Source organism: Paenibacillus sp. SYP-B3998, assembly GCF_010820665.1.
In the GTDB taxonomy this organism is placed as follows: domain Bacteria; phylum Bacillota; class Bacilli; order Paenibacillales; family NBRC-103111; genus Paenibacillus_E.
The window spans coordinates 1-17,963 of the sequence record NZ_JAAIKC010000027.1 but is presented as its reverse complement, the minus strand read 5'-3'; the positions used below and the strand labels follow the sequence as shown (position 1 = coordinate 17,963).

Annotated in this window: 14 protein-coding genes and 8 pseudogenes; 12 read left to right on the top strand and 10 right to left on the bottom strand. The window is 44.5% G+C overall.

Annotated elements, in window-relative coordinates:
* Positions 1–433: 433 nt before the first annotated feature.
* Both GK047_RS28755 and GK047_RS28750 read left to right on the top strand, forming a co-directional pair.
* The gene (locus GK047_RS28755; RefSeq protein ID WP_163954167.1) at positions 434–703 is read left to right on the top strand and encodes a helix-turn-helix domain-containing protein; all 270 of its coding nucleotides are present in this window, start codon (positions 434–436) and stop codon (positions 701–703) included.
* A gap of 81 nt (positions 704–784) precedes the next feature.
* Positions 785–2,023: pseudogene (locus GK047_RS28750) on the top strand (catalase); the annotation flags it as partial.
* An 825-nt stretch (positions 2,024–2,848) separates the two neighbouring features.
* Here the strand turns inward: GK047_RS28750 and GK047_RS28745 are convergent.
* Both GK047_RS28745 and GK047_RS28740 read right to left on the bottom strand, forming a co-directional pair.
* Positions 2,849–3,493, bottom strand: a complete 645-nt coding sequence (locus GK047_RS28745) for an SGNH/GDSL hydrolase family protein (protein WP_163954165.1) — start codon at positions 3,491–3,493, stop codon at positions 2,849–2,851.
* 346 nt (positions 3,494–3,839) lie between these two features.
* A complete protein-coding gene (locus GK047_RS28740; RefSeq protein ID WP_163954163.1) occupies positions 3,840–4,100 on the bottom strand; it encodes a hypothetical protein in 261 nt (86 codons plus the stop codon).
* 84 nt (positions 4,101–4,184) lie between these two features.
* On the opposite strand from GK047_RS28740, the gene GK047_RS28735 reads away from it, so the two are divergent.
* On the top strand, positions 4,185–4,295 hold the full coding sequence (locus tag GK047_RS28735; protein WP_163954161.1) for a YjcZ family sporulation protein: 111 nt from the start codon (positions 4,185–4,187) through the stop codon (positions 4,293–4,295).
* Positions 4,296–4,484: 189 nt separating this feature from the next.
* Here the strand turns inward: GK047_RS28735 and GK047_RS28730 are convergent, their stop codons facing one another.
* The gene (locus tag GK047_RS28730; RefSeq protein WP_163954159.1) at positions 4,485–4,673 is read right to left on the bottom strand and encodes a hypothetical protein; all 189 of its coding nucleotides are present in this window, start codon (positions 4,671–4,673) and stop codon (positions 4,485–4,487) included.
* A gap of 84 nt (positions 4,674–4,757) precedes the next feature.
* Here GK047_RS28730 and GK047_RS28725 point away from each other — a divergent pair, with 84 nt between their 5' ends.
* Entirely contained in the window at positions 4,758–4,868 is a 111-nt protein-coding gene (locus tag GK047_RS28725; protein WP_163954158.1) for a YjcZ family sporulation protein, read from the top strand.
* Positions 4,869–5,182: 314 nt separating this feature from the next.
* Here the strand turns inward: GK047_RS28725 and GK047_RS30810 are convergent, their stop codons facing one another.
* The 3 genes from GK047_RS30810 to GK047_RS28710 form a co-directional block, all read right to left on the bottom strand.
* Complete coding sequence (locus tag GK047_RS30810; RefSeq protein WP_163954126.1) at positions 5,183–5,335, bottom strand: hypothetical protein; 153 nt, start codon at positions 5,333–5,335, stop codon at positions 5,183–5,185.
* Positions 5,332–7,245, bottom strand: a complete 1,914-nt coding sequence (locus GK047_RS28715) for a putative thiazole-containing bacteriocin maturation protein (RefSeq protein WP_163954157.1) — start codon at positions 7,243–7,245, stop codon at positions 5,332–5,334. The genes GK047_RS30810 and GK047_RS28715 overlap by 4 nt, the downstream gene beginning before the upstream one ends.
* 269 nt (positions 7,246–7,514) lie before the next feature.
* Entirely contained in the window at positions 7,515–7,790 is a 276-nt protein-coding gene (locus GK047_RS28710; protein WP_346010407.1) for a hypothetical protein, read from the bottom strand.
* A gap of 1,136 nt (positions 7,791–8,926) precedes the next feature.
* Between GK047_RS28710 and GK047_RS30035 the strand changes: the two are divergent.
* A pseudogene (locus tag GK047_RS30035) lies at positions 8,927–9,155 on the top strand (transposase-like zinc-binding domain-containing protein); the annotation flags it as partial.
* Positions 9,156–9,184: 29 nt separating this feature from the next.
* Positions 9,185–11,086, top strand: coding sequence for a TOMM precursor leader peptide-binding protein (locus GK047_RS28705; RefSeq protein WP_163954142.1), 1,902 nt, complete (start codon positions 9,185–9,187; stop codon positions 11,084–11,086).
* Between the two features lie 307 nt (positions 11,087–11,393).
* Here GK047_RS28705 and GK047_RS28700 read toward each other — a convergent pair whose 3' ends face one another.
* Entirely contained in the window at positions 11,394–11,618 is a 225-nt protein-coding gene (locus GK047_RS28700) for a hypothetical protein (protein WP_163954140.1), read from the bottom strand.
* A 73-nt stretch (positions 11,619–11,691) separates the two neighbouring features.
* Between GK047_RS28700 and GK047_RS28695 the strand changes: the two are divergent.
* Positions 11,692–11,920 (top strand): annotated as a pseudogene (locus tag GK047_RS28695) (Tn3 family transposase); the annotation flags it as partial.
* A gap of 196 nt (positions 11,921–12,116) precedes the next feature.
* On the opposite strand, the gene GK047_RS28690 reads toward GK047_RS28695, so the two are convergent.
* The gene (locus tag GK047_RS28690; protein ID WP_163954138.1) at positions 12,117–14,237 is read right to left on the bottom strand and encodes a phosphatidylinositol-specific phospholipase C domain-containing protein; all 2,121 of its coding nucleotides are present in this window, start codon (positions 14,235–14,237) and stop codon (positions 12,117–12,119) included.
* 81 nt (positions 14,238–14,318) lie between these two features.
* Positions 14,319–14,447: pseudogene (locus GK047_RS29375) on the bottom strand (MFS transporter); the annotation flags it as partial.
* Between the two features lie 16 nt (positions 14,448–14,463).
* Between GK047_RS29375 and GK047_RS28680 the strand changes: the two are divergent.
* Positions 14,464–15,125: pseudogene (locus GK047_RS28680) on the top strand (MFS transporter); the annotation flags it as partial.
* A 237-nt stretch (positions 15,126–15,362) separates the two neighbouring features.
* Positions 15,363–15,497 (top strand): annotated as a pseudogene (locus GK047_RS30030) (polyketide cyclase); the annotation flags it as partial.
* Between the two features lie 79 nt (positions 15,498–15,576).
* On the opposite strand, the gene GK047_RS28675 reads toward GK047_RS30030, so the two are convergent.
* Positions 15,577–15,993 carry a VOC family protein gene (locus tag GK047_RS28675; protein ID WP_163954136.1) on the bottom strand — a complete coding sequence of 139 codons (417 nt, stop codon included), beginning with the start codon at positions 15,991–15,993 and terminating at the stop codon, positions 15,577–15,579.
* A 149-nt stretch (positions 15,994–16,142) separates the two neighbouring features.
* Here GK047_RS28675 and GK047_RS30805 point away from each other — a divergent pair.
* The 3 genes and pseudogenes from GK047_RS30805 to GK047_RS30020 form a co-directional block, all read left to right on the top strand.
* Positions 16,143–16,837 (top strand): annotated as a pseudogene (locus tag GK047_RS30805) (transposase); the annotation flags it as partial.
* 471 nt (positions 16,838–17,308) lie between these two features.
* Positions 17,309–17,698: a hypothetical protein gene (locus GK047_RS28655; RefSeq protein WP_163954128.1), complete on the top strand. Its 390-nt coding sequence runs from the start codon at positions 17,309–17,311 to the stop codon at positions 17,696–17,698.
* Between the two features lie 148 nt (positions 17,699–17,846).
* Positions 17,847–17,963: pseudogene (locus tag GK047_RS30020) on the top strand (alpha/beta fold hydrolase); the annotation flags it as partial.

Sequence of the window (17,963 nt, the reverse complement as noted above, 5' to 3'; positions counted from 1 at the left end):
AATATAAAAAATTTGAGGTTATTATCCGCTACAATGTTGGTTAATTTGTGTCACAATACTACAATGTAGGGACATTTGTGCATTTTTCGTTGACACAAATCAACCTACATAAAAAATAAAAAAGCCTAATTTCTCAAGCTTTTGTCAATCTGATTATGTAGGCACATTTGTGTCATTGGACAATCGCCTCAGCTAGCGCATGCTTATCAATATCCCTAGATTCACTTTCATAATTTTCTGGATAATTTGAATCCATAATATCTCTATATGCCCATCCTTTCTTTCATTTGATTTATCTTTTTATTTTGCTGGTTCGGACACTCTAAATCGATCACTTTTTCATGATGATTCTTTTTGAACTGAAAAAATGTAATCGGTACTCCACTCGCTAGATTTTTTGGATGCCTAATAACAATGAATGGTAAAGTGTCATATGAAACAAAAATCAAATTATCGTTATAGCGATTGGAAAGTTGAGACTCTTTTGTATGCAGAAATTGGCCAACGAATAAGAGCAGCTCGACGATTTAAAGATTTAACTCAACAAGAGTTAAGTGATCGTATAAGCCTTTCTAGAACTTCAATTACAAACCTTGAAAATGGTGTTCAGAAAATTTCATTATATACTTTGTACGAAATATGTTTTGTTCTAAATATAGAAATTCATAGATTAATTCCTAACAACAAAAAGGAATCATCTTAATTTTTTGTTGTTAATATTTTTTATTAGTATATTAATCAATTAATTAATATATAAGTTCTATCAATGTTGTTGTTTTGGCCTCATGAAAAGCTGGAGACTTTCATCCATTCGAAATTGTTAGAAAGGCCCGTGCATGCCAAAGGATATGGCGCATTCGGCTACTTTCAGACCGTACATGCCATGACGGCTTACACGCAGCTTTGTTTCTTGCAAAATCCGGGTCAGCAGGTCCCTGTCGCAGTAAGATTCTCCTTAGCCGTCAGCAACAAAGGCACGCCGGATACTTCCCGTAACGTACACGGACTCGCCACCAAGTTCTATACGGATCATGGGGTGTTCGATCTTGTCTGTAACCATATCCCTGTATTCGCCGTCAGAGACGCCATCCGCTTTCCCGAGTTTATCAATGCCTTCCTGCCGTCGCCCGTCAACAACCTAATCGATCCGGAACGATTTTGGAGTTTCGTCGCCCGAGCACCGGAATGCACAAGCTTTCTCGTACGGCTCTACTCCGACGCGGGTACTGTCAAGAGTCTTCGCCACATCCCGGGTCACAGTGTAAATGCATACGTCTGGAAAAACGCGCAAGGTGTCCGCACTTACGTGAAGTATCATTGGTTGCCTCTTGCGGGTGTCCAGTATATTGACCGTCAAGAAGCAGCTCGGCTCGCTTGCGAGAATCCGGATTATGCCGGCAAGGACTTATTCGATGCGCTGAACGCGGGCAAAACGTTTGAATATGGGCTTTACGTGCAGCTGATGAACCCCCAAGACGAGTCCTTTCTCCCTTATGATCCGTTGGATAATACAAAGGTATGGGATGAGCGGCAATATCCCTTACTGCCAGTCGGGAGATTGGTATTAAATCGCAATCCGGATAATTATATGGAGCAAGTAGAAAAGTTGGCTTTCTCCCCTTCCAACCTGCTGGAAGGCGCAGAGTTATCGGACGATAAGATACTTCAGGGGCGTGCAAATCTTTATTGGGATTCGCAGCGCCGGCGGCTTGGGCCGGATTTCCGCAAGATTCCGATTAATCATCAGCAGAACTGGACGCCTGATTCCCTTGTGACCAGCGGCAACGGGAGATTCGTGGAAGGACCCCTCGTGCGGTCCGACCCGCCCAAGCAAGACGACTTCGCGCAAGCCGGTCAGTATTATCATGCTCTTGCCCCATTGCAGCAAGAACACTTGGTAGATAACCTGGCCGTCGATCTTGCTGGCATATCCCCCGAAACGCAAAACATCGTGCTTAGCTACCTGTACCAGGCGTCGTCCGAGCTTGGGGAACGTGTCGCCCGAATGATCCAATCTTCATAAGGAATCGCATTGAGCAAAAAAATTGCATGACTTGTGATAAGGTTCACCGCTCTGTCTATAAAGGCAAGTCCAAGTCCAACCTTTGCGGATGGCCTTGGACTTGCCTTTATCCGTATCTAAGTGATTATTTTGATACTTCGGTTTTGAATGGATAAATTGTAATCTGCCCGTCAACTAAAAGAAAAAAGGAGCAGCTACAGGCAACTCCCACACGATCGTTTTCCGTTATCTCAACCACTACGTAGCAGTTCTGTCTGGCACCACTTATTATTTTGTGTTTTAAGGTTTCGTACATACTCGTCAACCACAGCCCAAATTATATAACCTATTCCTACTAAGAGTGAAAATTTACTCAGAGTTACAGGATAGTCGCCAAAAGAATAAAGGATATTTTGAAATAACTGTGGATTCCATGAGCTTACATTTGAGCCAAAGATCGCTGCACTTAGATATTGTACGGATAATAGAAAAGCTGCAAGAAAGCAAAATACAACTCCTTTTCCCCTTTTAGACAAAGAAATAACTCCTCAAGATAATATATCCAAACATTAACCACATTTCTTGTGTATTTTCACTAAAACAAATTCATAAGGACTATTCAGAGTTATTGAGTATCCTGTCCGTTAACGTAATAAAGGCCACCGATCATCCCAGCAGCCTCGTCCTGAGTCTTCATGAAAACTATAGTTTCCCGTTAGAGTTGAGTAAATACCTTATCTACCAGGCCTCTGTTGATTTGGAGTAACACTTTACCGTTTAAGTAACGGCGCTTATGGTGCGACCACGGACCCTACAAAAAGCCATGCGCCGGCCCGCGCCTCAATGCTACTTACGAGGTATAAGATAGGGTGCCATTCCCATTGCAATAACTTGATGCCCCTTATCATTTGGATGGATGGGCAGAGATCCGCTCAAGGCATCCTCAATTTTTCCATTTCGATATCCATAGATAAGATTCGCTTGTTTTCCTTCGAACCATGTATGAGCGGGAGCAATACTTACATCGTAACTTTGGGTGAGCTCTTTCGTTATACGATTAAGTTTGTCTACTGACTCAACAGCAAGAGGACTGTTAGGGAATGGGTTGTACTGCGTGCAGCAGATGATGCGGGCATGACATCCTTTTTTTATTTGGGATACAATGGCACCTAGGTTGCGTCTATAGTTTGCTGCAATTTGTTTTGCGGCTAATGGCTGCTGATTTCGAAGTGAAATCAATGCTGCGTTTGCTAAATCCACGCCTCCGATCCATATCGAAACAACAGCAGCATGCCGAATAACTGAGGCCCCCCGCCATATCACTGAATCTAACAGATCATCGCTGGTCCAACCAGGCCGAGCCATAACATAACATGTAGCCTTATGGGAGCTTGAATTTAATGTAGATACGGTCAATTGGGGATAAGCATTTGCAAAAGAGGAGGCATTTTCCCCAAATGTGATGGAATCTCCAAGAGCTGCATAGATCATAGCAATATTACCAACTCCTCGATTAATCATACATACAACGCAAATAACCAAAATGAAAGATCAGTGCTAATGATCGATTTTTGCTAACACCTGCATTTCATCAAGTGCATCTTATAGGTATAATATTGCAATTATGCTTAGGTTGTGTGGGTATTAATAGTATTGATTCAATTAAGAGTGTTACTAATACTCTTCGGAGAAAATGAAGCGATGCTAGGGTGACATCTAAATTGTGACTTACACTCTTAGATGTCAGTGACAATATTTTCGGACAGGGGTTCGACTCCCCTCAACTCCATATGCTAAATCTATAACAGAGAGCTTAAAGATAATTTCTACATGCTCTTCATAACGGACAGAACGTAGTTCTCGATGTATTCGCAACGAACTGCGGGATTTCCAGCATTTTGAAGTAGCTGGCCGATTTGTCCTTGGACGCATAGGGGGAATTTGCGGTTATTTTTTCCGGGTGATACTCGGCTATTTTGAAAAATGCAGATCGGGCTTGCAGTGGTATAAATACACAAACAACAACATAGCTGCCATCACTCACCTGCAGGGACCATCCGAATTCTTTTTTACGAATGCCGGCTATTCCAACACTCAATTTGGTTCATACGTCCAAGCAATCACTATTTAACAAACATAATTTATACCGTAGTGACAAATCAGCAGAGGGGAATGAGTAAACATGGGAGCAGTAGGTTATGGTGCAAGTTGTGCAGGTTATGGTTCAAGCGCAGCAGCTATTTTGGTTCTTTTTATTCTGTTGGTTATCATCACTTCAGCTTTTGTATGGTAATTCCTTAATCCAACACAAATAACAACGAGAAAAAGCGGCCGCGAAATAACATACGGGCCGTTTTTTCTCGTTGTTCTTATCATAAAAAAAGTCACCCTTAATCTTAATCTCAGGGTGACTTTTTTATGGTAAATGGAGGGTGAAATATGAGATAAGTGGCTGTGGAAGCTTAATATATAAGATTCAAATTTAAAAATAATGTGTGGACACATAAGTGGAATTTGCGGTTATTTTTTCCGGGTGATACTCGGCTATTTTGAAAAATGCAGATCGTGCTTCCGGTGGTACAAATTCACAAACACCAACATAGCTGCCGTCACTCACCTGCAGGGACCATCCGAATTCTTTTTTACGAATGCCGGCTATTCCAACACTCAATTTGGTTCATACGTCCACGCAATCACTATTTAACAAACATAATTTATACCGTAGTGACAAATCAGCAGAGGGGAATGAGTAAACATGGGAGCAGTAGGTTATGGTGCAAGTTGTGCAGGTTATGGTTCAAGCGCAACAGCTATTTTGGTTCTTTTTATTCTTTTGGTTATCATCACATCAGCTTTTGCATGGTAATTCCTTAATCCAACACAAAGAGAAAAAACGGTCCCTATCGCTGATATAGATTAGAATACGGCCTTGTTTTTTCATGGTTCCAATGCTGGCCAACAATATCAATAAACTCTTTAAGGGATTTCACGTTGTCGGAAGGCATTCCCTGCTGCAGCCTGCATGGCTTACCCGTCGCAACGTATGAGCAGCGCTTTCATACTGGTACGCGCCGTCCAAATGCCATCAACATTATACACACAACCGTGCAGTGAGTTGAGTGAAACGGGGCTCTCATGTGCTCCATCCAAATCATTCCGATATCTGAAGGAAGCCGCCGCTCACGCATCGTGCAGCACCAGCACAAAATTCACCGCTTCCGGTACACCTGCCTCGAAATTGATCTGGCGTACAACCTCGAATTGGGCTGAAAGTTCCTCGTATACGAAGTCCGCTAACACTCCATCACCCACAATCATAGCAATAGCGCTCACCGGGATTCCCCCTCTCGTAGCAACACGCCAAACACTCCTGCCATTTCCTCTTTCAAAAACGGTGCTACTGCCAGATCCAAGACCAAGAGCCTCTTACCGTTCCGTTCCAAGACTTGCAAGGCGGACTGCAGAACATCCGATTTTAATGTCACTTCACATGAAGGGATCTCAATGATTAGCGGCAACTGTTCAGCTAGATGCACGGACGATACCTCCAACACTTTCGATGTGAGGCAAGTCGGTTGGTTTTGTACCTCCAACAAAGCCTGTTTCAAAGCATCCCGCAACGCCATGGTCACATTCAACCCTACACCGCCATACCAACGATCACTTGTACCGACCCACATCACAGGGAATCCGGATACTTCCTCTCCTAAACCAATCAGTGGTGCTCCCTTCATCGTCGTCAGAGCCTGCAAATAAAACTGGCAGTGTTTATCTTCTATTATAGGCAACTGTACTCGAAAGACAGAAGGCAACTGACATGCCTGTCGCTTGCCCAGTACCTCGGCCAAACTCCTTTGCAACCCTCGGCCAATGCCTTCCGCAACCGTTTCTCCCGCTCCAACGCCAATAAATTCCTGCGGATCTATCCTGTTGCACTCTAATTCCTGATAGGATGGAAGCGTCGAAACGAGCAGGCAGGCCATTCGCGACACATAAGCTTCAATCCCGGCCAGCCCCGCTTCCCGCCTCGCTCCCTCATGCGTCAAATCTGTACAAACAATGTCTGGCAGAAACCCAGCCGGCCCTTCCGATAGCGGATCGACTGCCTGAACGCGACACTGTGAGAGCGGTAGCTGCTTTAAGTCTCCCTCCTCCCAAATATGGAAAATCCCTGATTCAGCCGATGTCAACCGACTGAAGTAAGGGAGCAGTCCGTTCTCACTTTTGCTTGATCTCCGTTCGAGCTGCAGATCGAAATCGTGAATCCATTCTGCTGCGGTGCGTCCGGTCACAAGCGGATGGGGCATGAACGAATGCCATTTTCCTTCCAATGTCTCCAGATTAAGCAGGAAGAATTGATTACTTTGTTCCGCATCGTTCGCTCCTGTAATCTTTTTTAATAATTCAAACACGATCACATTCGCTAACATCGCTCCCGCTGTGGAAGAAAAGGAGTGCGGTTGAGGAGCTTTATAAATCGCAGATTCGTGAATGCTGCGCCACGCTGACTCCCAGCAACCCTCAAAGTCCGGATGCACTAGCGGACCCGCCAGACCCACCTGCTGCAGACACACTGCGGGAAGAAACACCTTCTTCTCCTCCCTGCAAACCGCGTGAAGAACCCGCAATTCCTCGATATCACTCTCCTGTGACACAAACAAAATTGAATCAAACGGTCTCACAGCCTCCCGCCAACTACTAACCCCTTCCTTCTGCAGGGTAACTTCCTCTATTGTCACCTCGGGGTCCGTTTTACGGGCATGTGCCGCCAGTTCTAGCATCCGTTGACGATCAGTCGGCTCTGAGCCAGAGACTAGCACGTGAAACTTGGGCATTCCGGATACAAGCAGCGCAGAAATGACCGAGATCAATAATGGACCAGAGCCGACCGTCAATACTTTGGCCTGACGATAGGACTGAAACCGGTAAGCACCCGAATCACCGAAATTGTCCAAAAATTCAATTTGAGAAGCATACTCTTTGAGAACCCCTTCCGGCAGTTGGTGTGGAGTGTGTTGGCTCACATCCTGAACAAAGCCATTACGATACAACATTTCTGTAGTTCTATATACCTGGTTCCGGTGTTGGTCTGGCAAATCCTCTAACCTATTCCCCCCGTTGAATGCGCCTTCCATGCGGAACGAGCTTTCGTTGTTTCGAAAATACACACTACCGTTTGGATTATGGAGAAAAAACGTATCCCTTTTCATCTTAGGTCGCATCGAATGGTTCAAATTTGTCATTTTACTCCTCCTCCGTAATTCCCGATCTGCCCCAACTCTTCACAAGCAATCTTATGTGCAGCTATTTGTCCCTCATGTCTTATACTTTAAGGAAAGTACTGCAGCCAATGTCGTGAAGTGCCCCCTTAAAATAGATATGAAAAAAATTGCAACAGTTATGACAATTGAAGCAAACGAAGCATACTCGAGGAGCCCAACCATATATAAAAACTTCAATAAAAAAAGGGCTGCGCCGAAATAAATCTTTCGGTGTAGCCCCTTATTTCATCTTACCACCAGAATCCTGGACCACCGAAGCCGCCAAACGGAAACCCACCAAAACCACCGAATGCAAAAGGTTCAGTGCCGATGGCTAAGAGATCAAACAATACCAATGGGATGATCGCTTTAACCTGTACTTTTTTACCTTTTTGTGGAGCTACAATCAACGTGTTTCCACTAATTCTGACCAATTTGCCCGATACGCTTGTTCCGTCTTTTTTTAGTGCCATAATTTGTTTACCGACCATTTTACGAACGTCCTCTTTCCGAATTTGGGATGTCACGAACGTCCACCTCCTTTCTGCCAACAGAGATACATTGCTATACAATATACTCCTGTGTAGGTAACATCGATTGGATACCTGTCCACCCATGCATAAAACAGTCGTTCACCTACAAAAAACGTCTCTTTTCCAGTCCATAAGGCGCTGCATTCCAAGATCATCGCGCGTTCCAGGGGCATACGTGGTTCGGATCCCACTAGTCCCTTTTGGGTGCTTTCACATTATTCCAAGTTGTAGTAACACGATCAAATGAAGAAGAGCTACTCAGTATTGCGCGAACGCTAGAAGAATACTCCACGCACCCCACCGCAAAAACAGTCGTTGCGTACTTTAAGGATAAAGGCATCTCTACCGTTCTAAGCGATAAGTTCAGAAACATCGTCGGTAAGGTATAGGCGAGACTATTGGCGATGAGGAATACTTTGTTGGTAACCTTAAATTGTTCTGGAGCTAAACACATCTCTGGCAGAACTGGAATCCCAAATCCTTTCACTTCAGCAAGAAGGAAATACAATCGTTATTATAGGAACAAAAGAGAAGATATTCGGTATTATGGCGGTGGCGGATGCCATTCGTGATACCTCTGTGAAAGCTCTTAAAGGGCTTCAAACAGTTGGGGTTAACCAAGACTGGCGCATCTCTAATTGTAAATTTAAATAGCATGAGATTACTGAAAGTAAAAGGATGAAGAAAAGCGAGTTTATAAAAGATAAAATTGACGTATTTACTTCCCAGAGCCTCCGCTTGTTGGCGATCCTTGAATACGGAGGTCTACTCCCTTATGAAGGAAAAAGAATCCTTGTAGTTTAAATAAATACTGCAGGATTTAATGCCCAAAACGTGATAATCAAAAGCTATCCTAAATGTTTCCGGGTCGCTGTATGACAACGCTTAGGGAGCTTTTTGAATGGGAACATCCACATCTCTGAAAATTCATATATATTGTTCTCTTTAGATATTTTCGGATTACCTAAAAAGGAAAGTACAGAATAAAACTGTACTTTCCTTTTTTGAAGATCAATATGTTAAATCGGCTTTGGGGTTATTATTGAAAATTGTAAGCAGCTTGTCCAATACGTGCATATACTAGTCATCCCTAATATATAATGAAATCATCTTTAAGATATTAGGAGAAAATTGAAGCGATTAAAGATACCTTATTTCCTGCTCCCAAGATCCATGGATTACTGGCGAAATCCGAGAAGTCAAGTTCTTGGAGATTTGTGGGAGTTTAAGTGTGAAGCGGAACGGAAAATATCGTGGTCGCCAGCGTTACTTTAAATATTTCAAGTTAATGGTGATGGATATACGCTTCCTAAAATTACAGAGAAGCTTAAAATATATGTTTCAACGGCTTTCTATTTCGAAACATAAGATTCGATGAGGTGATCTGCGTGAATGCTATCATATCAGTTGTCGGAGAAGGTTTATTGGCCGACTTCGTATGCGGAAAGCTATTGGACTGTTATCAGGTCGTTCGACAGCCAGATTTCACTTCAGACATACCGAAAGCGGCGAAATTGGTTGTGGTGCTGCGCGATGACTGGCCTTACTCCGGATACTTCGAGGCAGAAGAGGTGCTGCAACAGGCCGGTATCCCGTGGCTGCGGGGCTTTATTTCAATGGAAGAAGGCATAGTCGGGCCTTTGGTTCGTCCGGGTGTGCCGGGATGCTCCCAGTGTGCGGATAACCGGCGTTTCACGGCGTCGTCTGGGGACATACAACGTGCCGTAAGATCTTCGCCTGCAGGACTTATGCATGCAGCTCACTTGCTGATTGCCGAGACGCAGCGAGTGCTTCAGGGCAGCCGAGCCCATACGGAAGAGCATATGTATATCGTTAATCTGAAAACTCTTAATAGCTCGCTCCATTTCTTTCTGCCTGACCCGCTCTGTCCGGTGTGCGGCCGCTTGCCCGACGATTCATTGGCGGCGGCCAACATTTCGCTCAAGCCGAGACCGAAGATAAGCGCCGACAGTTACCGCTGCCGTCCGATAGACGACCTGAAACAACATTTGGCCAAAGACTATATGGATTCCCGGACCGGCGTATTCAATGCCAAGATGCTTGACCTCGTGTCGCCGTTTGCCGGGGTGGGGGTCAATCTGCCGTCGTTTTTGATGGGAGATGAGATAACGGGAGGCCGCAGCTTTTCTTATGCGGAAAGCGAATTGACCGCGATCTTGGAAGGATTGGAGCGACACTGCGGTATAACCCCCCGCGGCAAACGGACCGTAATCTACGACAGCTACAACCGTGTTGCGGATCATTCGCTCGACCCCTCCAAGGTTGGGTTATATTCGAAGGAACAGTACGCGCAGCCTGATTTCACGTTCGAACCGTTTGATCCCGACCTCCCGATTGATTGGATATGGGGCTATTCGCTAGTGCGGAAGTGTCCGATCCTTGTTCCGGAGAGTCTCGCTTATTACAGCTCGGGATTCGGTGGCGGCTTTGTCCAGGAAGGCTCCAACGGGTGTGCGTTAGGCGGAAGCTTGGAGGAAGCCGTCTTGTACGGAATTTTGGAAGTGGCTGAGCGCGACTCGTTCCTGATGACTTGGTACGCGCAATTGCCGATCCCGCGCCTGGACCCCTATTCCGCTAACGATCAGGAGCTGCGGCTCATGGTCGAAAGGCTGCGCGCAGTTGCCGGATACGATGTACATTTGTTTAACATGACGATGGAGAATGGGATTCCGAGCATTTGGGCGCTCGCGAAAAGCGTCAGCCCCGGGAAGATGAATCTTATCTGTGCGGCGGGAGCTCATTTGGATCCGGTACGGGCCGCGAAAAGCGCCATTCACGAATTGGCCGGCAGGCTGATCTTCCTGCAAGAGAAATTTGAGGCGGGCAGGGAACATTTTATGCAAATGCTTGACGATCCGTTTCTCGTATGGCAAATGGAGGATCATGTCATGCTGTACGGTTTGCCGCAGGCAGAGGAACGGCTGCAATTTTTGCTGGACGGACAGCGTCCGCTCAGAACGTTTGACGAGGAGTTCAAGCGTAAGGCAATTCATGCGGATCTGACCGATGATCTGAAGGACACGATCGAGGTATTTCGCCGCTTGAACCTCGATGTGATCGCGGTGGATCAGTCGTCGCTGGAAACGCTGCGAAACGGGCTGCATTGCGTAAAAGTTCTGATTCCGGGAATGATGCCGATGACGTTCGGACATCATTTGCAACGCTTGACGGGGCTGAAGAGAGCGCTTCGGGTGCCGGCGGAGCTTGGATATGCGAAAGAGTCGCTGACGGCCGGGCAACTCAATCCGCATCCGCATCCATTTCTATAAGAAGCGAAGGATCAGTATGCCACCCCCATTATTATCGTCATCTGATGCTCCCTGATTACCAAGGTTACGAATAATAAGTAGTAGCACAAAGAATATGAAAAATAATGAACAAAAAGTAGTAATTATAGGAGCAGTGAAGGACTGGCGACCATCTTAACCCCTCAGCCCGTACAGCTTCGTTTGCTATGAAATGCCGTTGAAATTGCGAAAGTAAGCTAAGAAGGTAATAGCAAACCTCGCTAGTGTTAAATATCGGGTTCCACATCAAGGTCTCCAGCAATGGAGGCTTTTTAAGTTCCTCAATTATTCACGGACGTACTTGGCATTCATATTCCCGAATAATACCTTTAGCGATTCGTAGGAGTCTTTGTTCATGTTCCGTAGCTGGCTTACCCTCTAGCTGCTCACGAAGAATGCGATTTTCGTTTCTGAGATTTGAAATTTCTTGTAGCTGATTCAACGCTTGTTCAAGTTGGTGGACATCTCTATCGTTAAGTCGCTTAATCTCATTTTTCGCATCCAGTAGATACATGTTTAAAAGATACAACTATGGAACCCTCTCTACTTTTTCTGTGGCTGAACGGGTCATTTTTTTAGATGAAATTAAAGTTGTCTTCTTTGACAAACACGGGGAACTACGTGAACGTGCGTTGCAAGATCAACTCCAACGCGCCAGCGCATTAAACATCCTTATTAACGCTATCATGTATCTGGCAAAAGCAACGGATTATCTACGTGAAGAACTACTCCACCATAACTTCCCCTCTAGGCTGGGAACACATCAATTTCTTAGGTGAATACAACGACACTTCAGTCATTACGGTCACTTCGTAAGTAAAAAACAAAGCCGGTTAATCCTTAGCGTAGGAAAAACCGGTTTCTATATGGGGAAATATGTCTCAGCGTGGGTTTTACGTCATTTCGTTGGCTGAACCCCTGTATGTGCAAAATTATACGTTCGTTGTCTGGTGGTATATTCATCAAAATTAACGAAAAATAACTAAGTATTATTTGTTCAGTTCTTTTTCGGTTAATTTAGCAATGTTTGGAATTTAACTTTGAAAGTCCCATTCGCTGAATAACCACCTGGGTTAGCGATATACAGGTTCTTTTTATTTGCAACTGTCCCTGAAGGAATCGTTACGATAGAACCATGTTTAACATTTGACCAAGTTGTAGGGTCTGATCCACCTGATACATCACGCATTACTTTGAAGTTAAGTGCTGATGCACCAGCCCCTTCTATCCACAATTGAACTCTTGTACCGGTAGCAAGATGCTCCAATGAGAAATTACCACTGGATCTATTACTTTGACCAGGTTGTGGTCTGTACAAAGAATCAATTTGTGCTTCTAATTTTTCTGTTCGCGGAATCAACTTAAATTTTTGATTCATTGCACCCGGAGTTTGCCCCCATACATTGATATTCGTTCCATTTGCAGTTCCTCCACCAGTTACGTCTAATACCGTTTTACTGGCTTTGTTTTCTAAATACAGGTATCCTTTCCCTGCTCGTTTTAAGATCCAATAAGCTTCATCATGCGTCCCCATAGCCGGGGAAGTATATACGTTGATTGAATCCCGTGTCCAAGTTAATGCTTCATCTATTTTCCATGCACTTTTAATTTGATATGCTTTTTTATTGGAATCATATACCAAATTCCATTGCCCATTCAGTTCCCTGTTCGCATGCCCCCATAGAACTACATTGTACCCATTATTTGAAAGTGATGTCTGCATAGCCACTTCACTGCTATTGTTTAAAGCAGAAGTAATGCTATATTTTCCATCGGGTATTCTTACTTCTTCTCCTTCTTGTTCATCTACAGTTAGAATTTGACTTTTAAGGAGTGTTGAATGGCCATCCTTCTTTACATAAACGTCAATCTTATCACCCGTAAATAGGGTTAAACCTTCAAACCTAAAATCGTGTCCCACATCCGTTTTATCCCAATAACCATAATAAGTACTGCCACTATCGACGTGCCCCATATAGGTACCGTTTCGATACACCACATAACTCTGATGTAAATATGTATCTCCACCGAATCCAACACGGAAGCCTGTAGAGCCTTTTGGTGTTATGTAGCGAACATCCCCACTATAGAGTCTGCTATTCAACCGAATGACACCATCAATCAATCCTTTACCAGGAAAATCTGCAGCGATAATTCCTGTATGTGAAACACTACCATTTTGTATCAGATTTGTTCCTAGTATATTCGTGCCAGAATAGAGCACTTTGCCAGTTACTGTATTTGGATAATCAGGATATTTACCTGTTGCATAGGAATCGGATAGTTTTGAGTTACTACCTGTATCTTTATACATTTTTCCACTCGCTACAAACCAAGGGTACGCTCCCCCATAACTGCCACTTGTCCCACTAAAATGATTTAAATAAATCTGTGATTTATTACTGCCGTTTGCTGCATATAGATGATTTTTAACTGCTGTCCATTTATTGTACATACCATCTAAATTGTTTGCGACGTTATATTGATCTTGGTTGTTTAAAGATCCATAATTGATACCAAATTTTTTAGAGGCAGAAAAATTTTGGATTACAACAATTTTCCCTCTTATATCAAGTAGTTTTGGATTATCCCTTTCCGTTGTTGGAACTGAGTTGGGGTCCCAAAAATCTGCAGTATTGTTATCCCAGTATTTTTGGAATATTGCTTCAAATGATAAGGAACCCGCTTCAGGATCATGCTCCTCTTTCACACGCATAAAAACAGTTTCTTTTGGGTTTTGTCTTAAAAAATTAATCGTATCACGCAAAACATCTCCAAACATAGCCTTTTGATACACCGCACCATGATGCATCGCAAAGGCATCTTTTGTTCGTCTAACACGCATATCAACGTAACGAATGCCTGCATTTAACTGTGTCGTGAGGGACATGGTTTGATTTTTGGCAATATCTTCAGCAGGGGTGGCGTTATATAATGCCATAGATCCGTGTGTCCCCGGAATCGACAATTGACTCATGTTAACGTCAACTGGTAGATTGGACATCCATTGTTTATTTTGGTAGCCAATGTCAGTTTCATAAGCATATCCAGGATGAGCTTCGAGAATATCTTCATCGGTTATTGTATTTTCATTTTGACTTTCATTGGTATTTCCGTTCAGTTTATCAGTCATAGATTCTAAACACGCCCCTTTATTAAATATATATCAGTAATTTATGAGGCCTTCATATCAATCATGCTTATTAATCTTCGACAATGCGGCAGGAATACCAGTAAGACTGTCCGTTCCCAACATATCCTGAGCGAGGAGTGCTCCTACGGTTACTCCGGCTACGAGTCCTGCACCAGCAAAAATTTGTGAAATGGCAACGATGAGCAACATCCGTTTGTAGACCTGTACTGTTGGATCTGCCTTGGCGGCTTTTATTGTCGGACGACTCTCCCAACGTTTTGGACGTCGTACAGGACTTGCAACGGGATTCATGGCAGGAGGCATTGGCGCGATAGGGGTAGTCATTGCAGTAGTAAGTCACAATATATTGCTTCTTTTTGTTTCTTTATTTATCTATGGTGCTGGCACTGCTGCAAACTTACAAGCACGTTATGCAGGTACAGACTTAGCAATGCCTACACAGCGGGCAAAAGCAATCAGCATTGTGATGGTGTCAACTACTTTTGGTGCATTTATAGGTCCAAACTTGGTTGATTTCATGGGCAAGTTTGCTACGTCAATCGGTGTCCCGTATTTAGCAGGTGCTTTTATTCTCGCTGCTGTAGCATACATCTTAGCTAGTCTGGTCCTCTTTATTTTTTTGCGCCCGGACCCGTTCGTTGTAGCTAAAACAATCGCTGAAGCAAATCAAAAAGATGATCCAAGCTCCGGCACGATATGCATTCGAATATACTAGCAATAAACAACGGGGGAATCATAGTTGGGACAATCGTAATGATAGTAACCCAAGTCGTTATGATCGCCATTATGACGATGACACCAGTACACATGAAGCATCATGGTCAAAGCTTGAGTGCCGTTGGTTTAGTCATCGGTATTCATGTCGGACCGAAGCTGAAAAATATTATGGATTATTTACATTATCAAGAGGGGAAGTACCCCTCAATCCGACTTGTAAACAAACATTTAACTTTAAGGGATCCAGAATTACAACAATTTCGAATAGCATACCTTAAAGAACTAGGTTACTAAATAAGCAAGTAGTCAAATAAAAAAATATTAATTTTAACGGTTCAACCTTAAAATCAGTGCTTGATGCCGATTGCACTCCAGTAGGATATCGAGACATTTTTCGATCAAGGGAATGAGACGAAGGTCATTGAAACGTTCGACGCGGAAAGCTCCAACCCCGTCTAGCTCCAGCAAGCAGGCTGGCAAGCGATTATGGACAATTTCAAAGCCTATACCGAACAAAACTAATCATCGCGAAGAAGACGCCGGGGAAGTTGCCCGGCGTCTTCCCTTGTTAATCCAAGTATGAGTGCGCTCTCCGTTATCCTTAACCTTGAGCTGCATCCGTGTTCATGTAGTTGATTGCCCACATATGGCCGTCCAAGTCCTCGAAGGCCCAATGATACATGAATCCATAATCCTCAGGTTCTTCGTACGATTTCCCGCCCAAGGAGACCGCAGTATTCACGATTTCATCCACCTTTTCTCGGCTCTCGAAGGCCAATGCGATCGTCATTTGCGCATACTTTTCCGTATCAACGGTTTCCTTCTGCGTGAGCGACTTTAAAAGTTCTTTGGTGAGCAGCATGACCTGCAGGTTGTCGCCGATCATGATGGCTACCGACTTCTCATTCTCGGGGAATTGCGGGTTGAGCTCGAATCCGAGTCCGGTGAAGAACGCCTTCGATTGTTCTACGTTGTTTACAGGCAGATTGATGCTCGTGAATGTGGACATTAATGCCATTTTTAAACACCTCATCGTCAAATTGGTTTGTTGTCATTGATGCCTTCGTTTATTTAGACGAAAGCCGATCCGGGAATTCATCGGTCTACTTGATTCCTGCCACTCCTGTATTGTTGTAATTCCCCAACCACAACAAAAAGAATAAGCAGATGCAAAACCAGTATATCAACGAACTTCTCAACATACCAGAGTTACACGTAAGCCAGATTCTGTTTGTCGATCACAATGAACTTCATATCGACGCCACTCCCGTCGCCCATCTTCAAAGCTGCCCGATCTGCCTGTCGGTGCAGCACGTGATTCGCAAAGGCATCAATCGGACGCGAACCGTACGCCATCTGTCAGTCTTCAAAAGGAAATCCTATCTGCACGTACCGGCGATTCGTTTGTTCTGTACGACTTGTCATGCCGGATTCGGATGGACCTACGAATTCGTGGGGCACAAACAACGCTACAGCAAGCTGTTTCGCTCCCTTGCGGTGGAGCAAGCGCTCGGCTCAACAGCGGCGCATTGCGCCCGCATGCAGCAAGAGCCGCCGAGCACTGTGCAACGTCTGCATCAGGAAGTCGTTCCACAGATTAGCGAGCAGCTGCAAGCCAAAGCTTGGGCAGCAGCCAAAACGATGACCGGATTGGTACTTGGCGTGGATGACTTTGCGATCAAGAAAGGGCACACCTACAACACCGGCATTCATAACCATCGTGGCGAAACGATGCTCGATTTGCTGCCGGGTCGTAAATTGGAAGATTTGCGATCCTACGCTGCCGCCCACCAGACTTCCGTCATTTGTGCCCCAAGGCAGTCGTGATGGACTTGGCTCAGGTTTATCATACCTGGATCAGCTGTACGCAGAAAATAAAGTATTAGACAGGAGTTGTTGATTTGACGCGGTTTTTCGGGCTGAGAAATCGTCAGCTATTGAAAAATAAGTTTTAGACTAACCCGGTGATTGCGAAGATGATAGAAAAAAACAGAAAATAAAGTATTAGACTGACTCGAACCGGGCGACTGCTGCCGGCGTGCCGATCGAGGAAGTCAGGTTTCATCCTAAATTCATACGGAAGCCCCCGGAAGCGCGGGCTACAGTTGCTCGAACCGGCCGCCGCTACCTCGCCTAGGCTTCCTCACCAGTCTAAAACTTTATTTTTCAGTCTAGTACTTTATTTTCTTCTGACACAAACCGGATTTAATGTAGAAAAAATAGGGGTTTAATGTATAAAAGTTCAGGGTTTATTGTATAAAAACTGATTTCTGTAAAAAAAATTTACGATAATATATTAAGAAAAAAGAAAATTTTTTTCCTACTCCACGTCTGTGAGATCTCCCCGGGTAAGAGCGATAACTTTCCCCTCATCCATCTGCCACATCTACATCATGGGATTCGGGCAGTATTGGACTTTGCTTTGTATGGCAAGCTCGTCCGTCCCATCATGCCATATATGTGATTTCTGTACGTCAGACCGAGGGTTTGCCTCCGGCTTCCTTCAGATTCCGCCTCGCGACGGACACCCTTGCCTTCAGCTAACAGTTCCTGCTGCCAAGCCTGTAGCGGACTTTCGCCGCCTAGTTATCGCCCATGCCGGGCGCACCACCACGAAGAAGACCGTTCAGGCCAACGTTGGCCTGAACGGTCTTCTTGCTCTTTGCCTTCGCCCTCAGTTAAAACGCAGCTTCACTGCGCCGAGCCGAACGGCCGCGGCTTGATCTGAAGAAATTGTTTCACTCAAGCTATTCCTCAGAAATCTCTCTACGCACTATCTAAACCCAATCTGACGCCGAAATTATTCATTCACCTTGCCTAGGGCGAATATCTTAATGGGGAAGTACATTTTATAAAATTGGGGCGATACAATTGGGATACTTCGTTACTGTGGAACTGGGCGTAAAAGTATTTATAGAGGACATCAATCCGAAGGGAAATAAAACGATACTTTTTATTCATGGATGGCCGCTAAACCATAACCAGTTC

What these genes read in the sequence shown, in the direction of transcription:
- GK047_RS28690 (WP_163954138.1), bottom strand. Translation starts at nt 14,237, where the DNA reads ATGACTGATAAACTGAACGGAAATACCAATGAAAGTCAAAATGAAAAT.
- GK047_RS28725 (WP_163954158.1), top strand. Translation starts at nt 4,758, where the DNA reads ATGGGAGCAGTAGGTTATGGTGCAAGTTGTGCAGGTTATGGTTCAAGC.
- GK047_RS28755 (WP_163954167.1), top strand. Translation starts at nt 434, where the DNA reads ATGAAACAAAAATCAAATTATCGTTATAGCGATTGGAAAGTTGAGACT.
- GK047_RS28675 (WP_163954136.1), bottom strand. Translation starts at nt 15,993, where the DNA reads ATGGCATTAATGTCCACATTCACGAGCATCAATCTGCCTGTAAACAAC.
- GK047_RS28745 (WP_163954165.1), bottom strand. Translation starts at nt 3,493, where the DNA reads ATGATCTATGCAGCTCTTGGAGATTCCATCACATTTGGGGAAAATGCC.
- GK047_RS28735 (WP_163954161.1), top strand. Translation starts at nt 4,185, where the DNA reads ATGGGAGCAGTAGGTTATGGTGCAAGTTGTGCAGGTTATGGTTCAAGC.
- GK047_RS28700 (WP_163954140.1), bottom strand. Translation starts at nt 11,618, where the DNA reads ATGTATCTACTGGATGCGAAAAATGAGATTAAGCGACTTAACGATAGA.
- GK047_RS28715 (WP_163954157.1), bottom strand. Translation starts at nt 7,245, where the DNA reads ATGACAAATTTGAACCATTCGATGCGACCTAAGATGAAAAGGGATACG.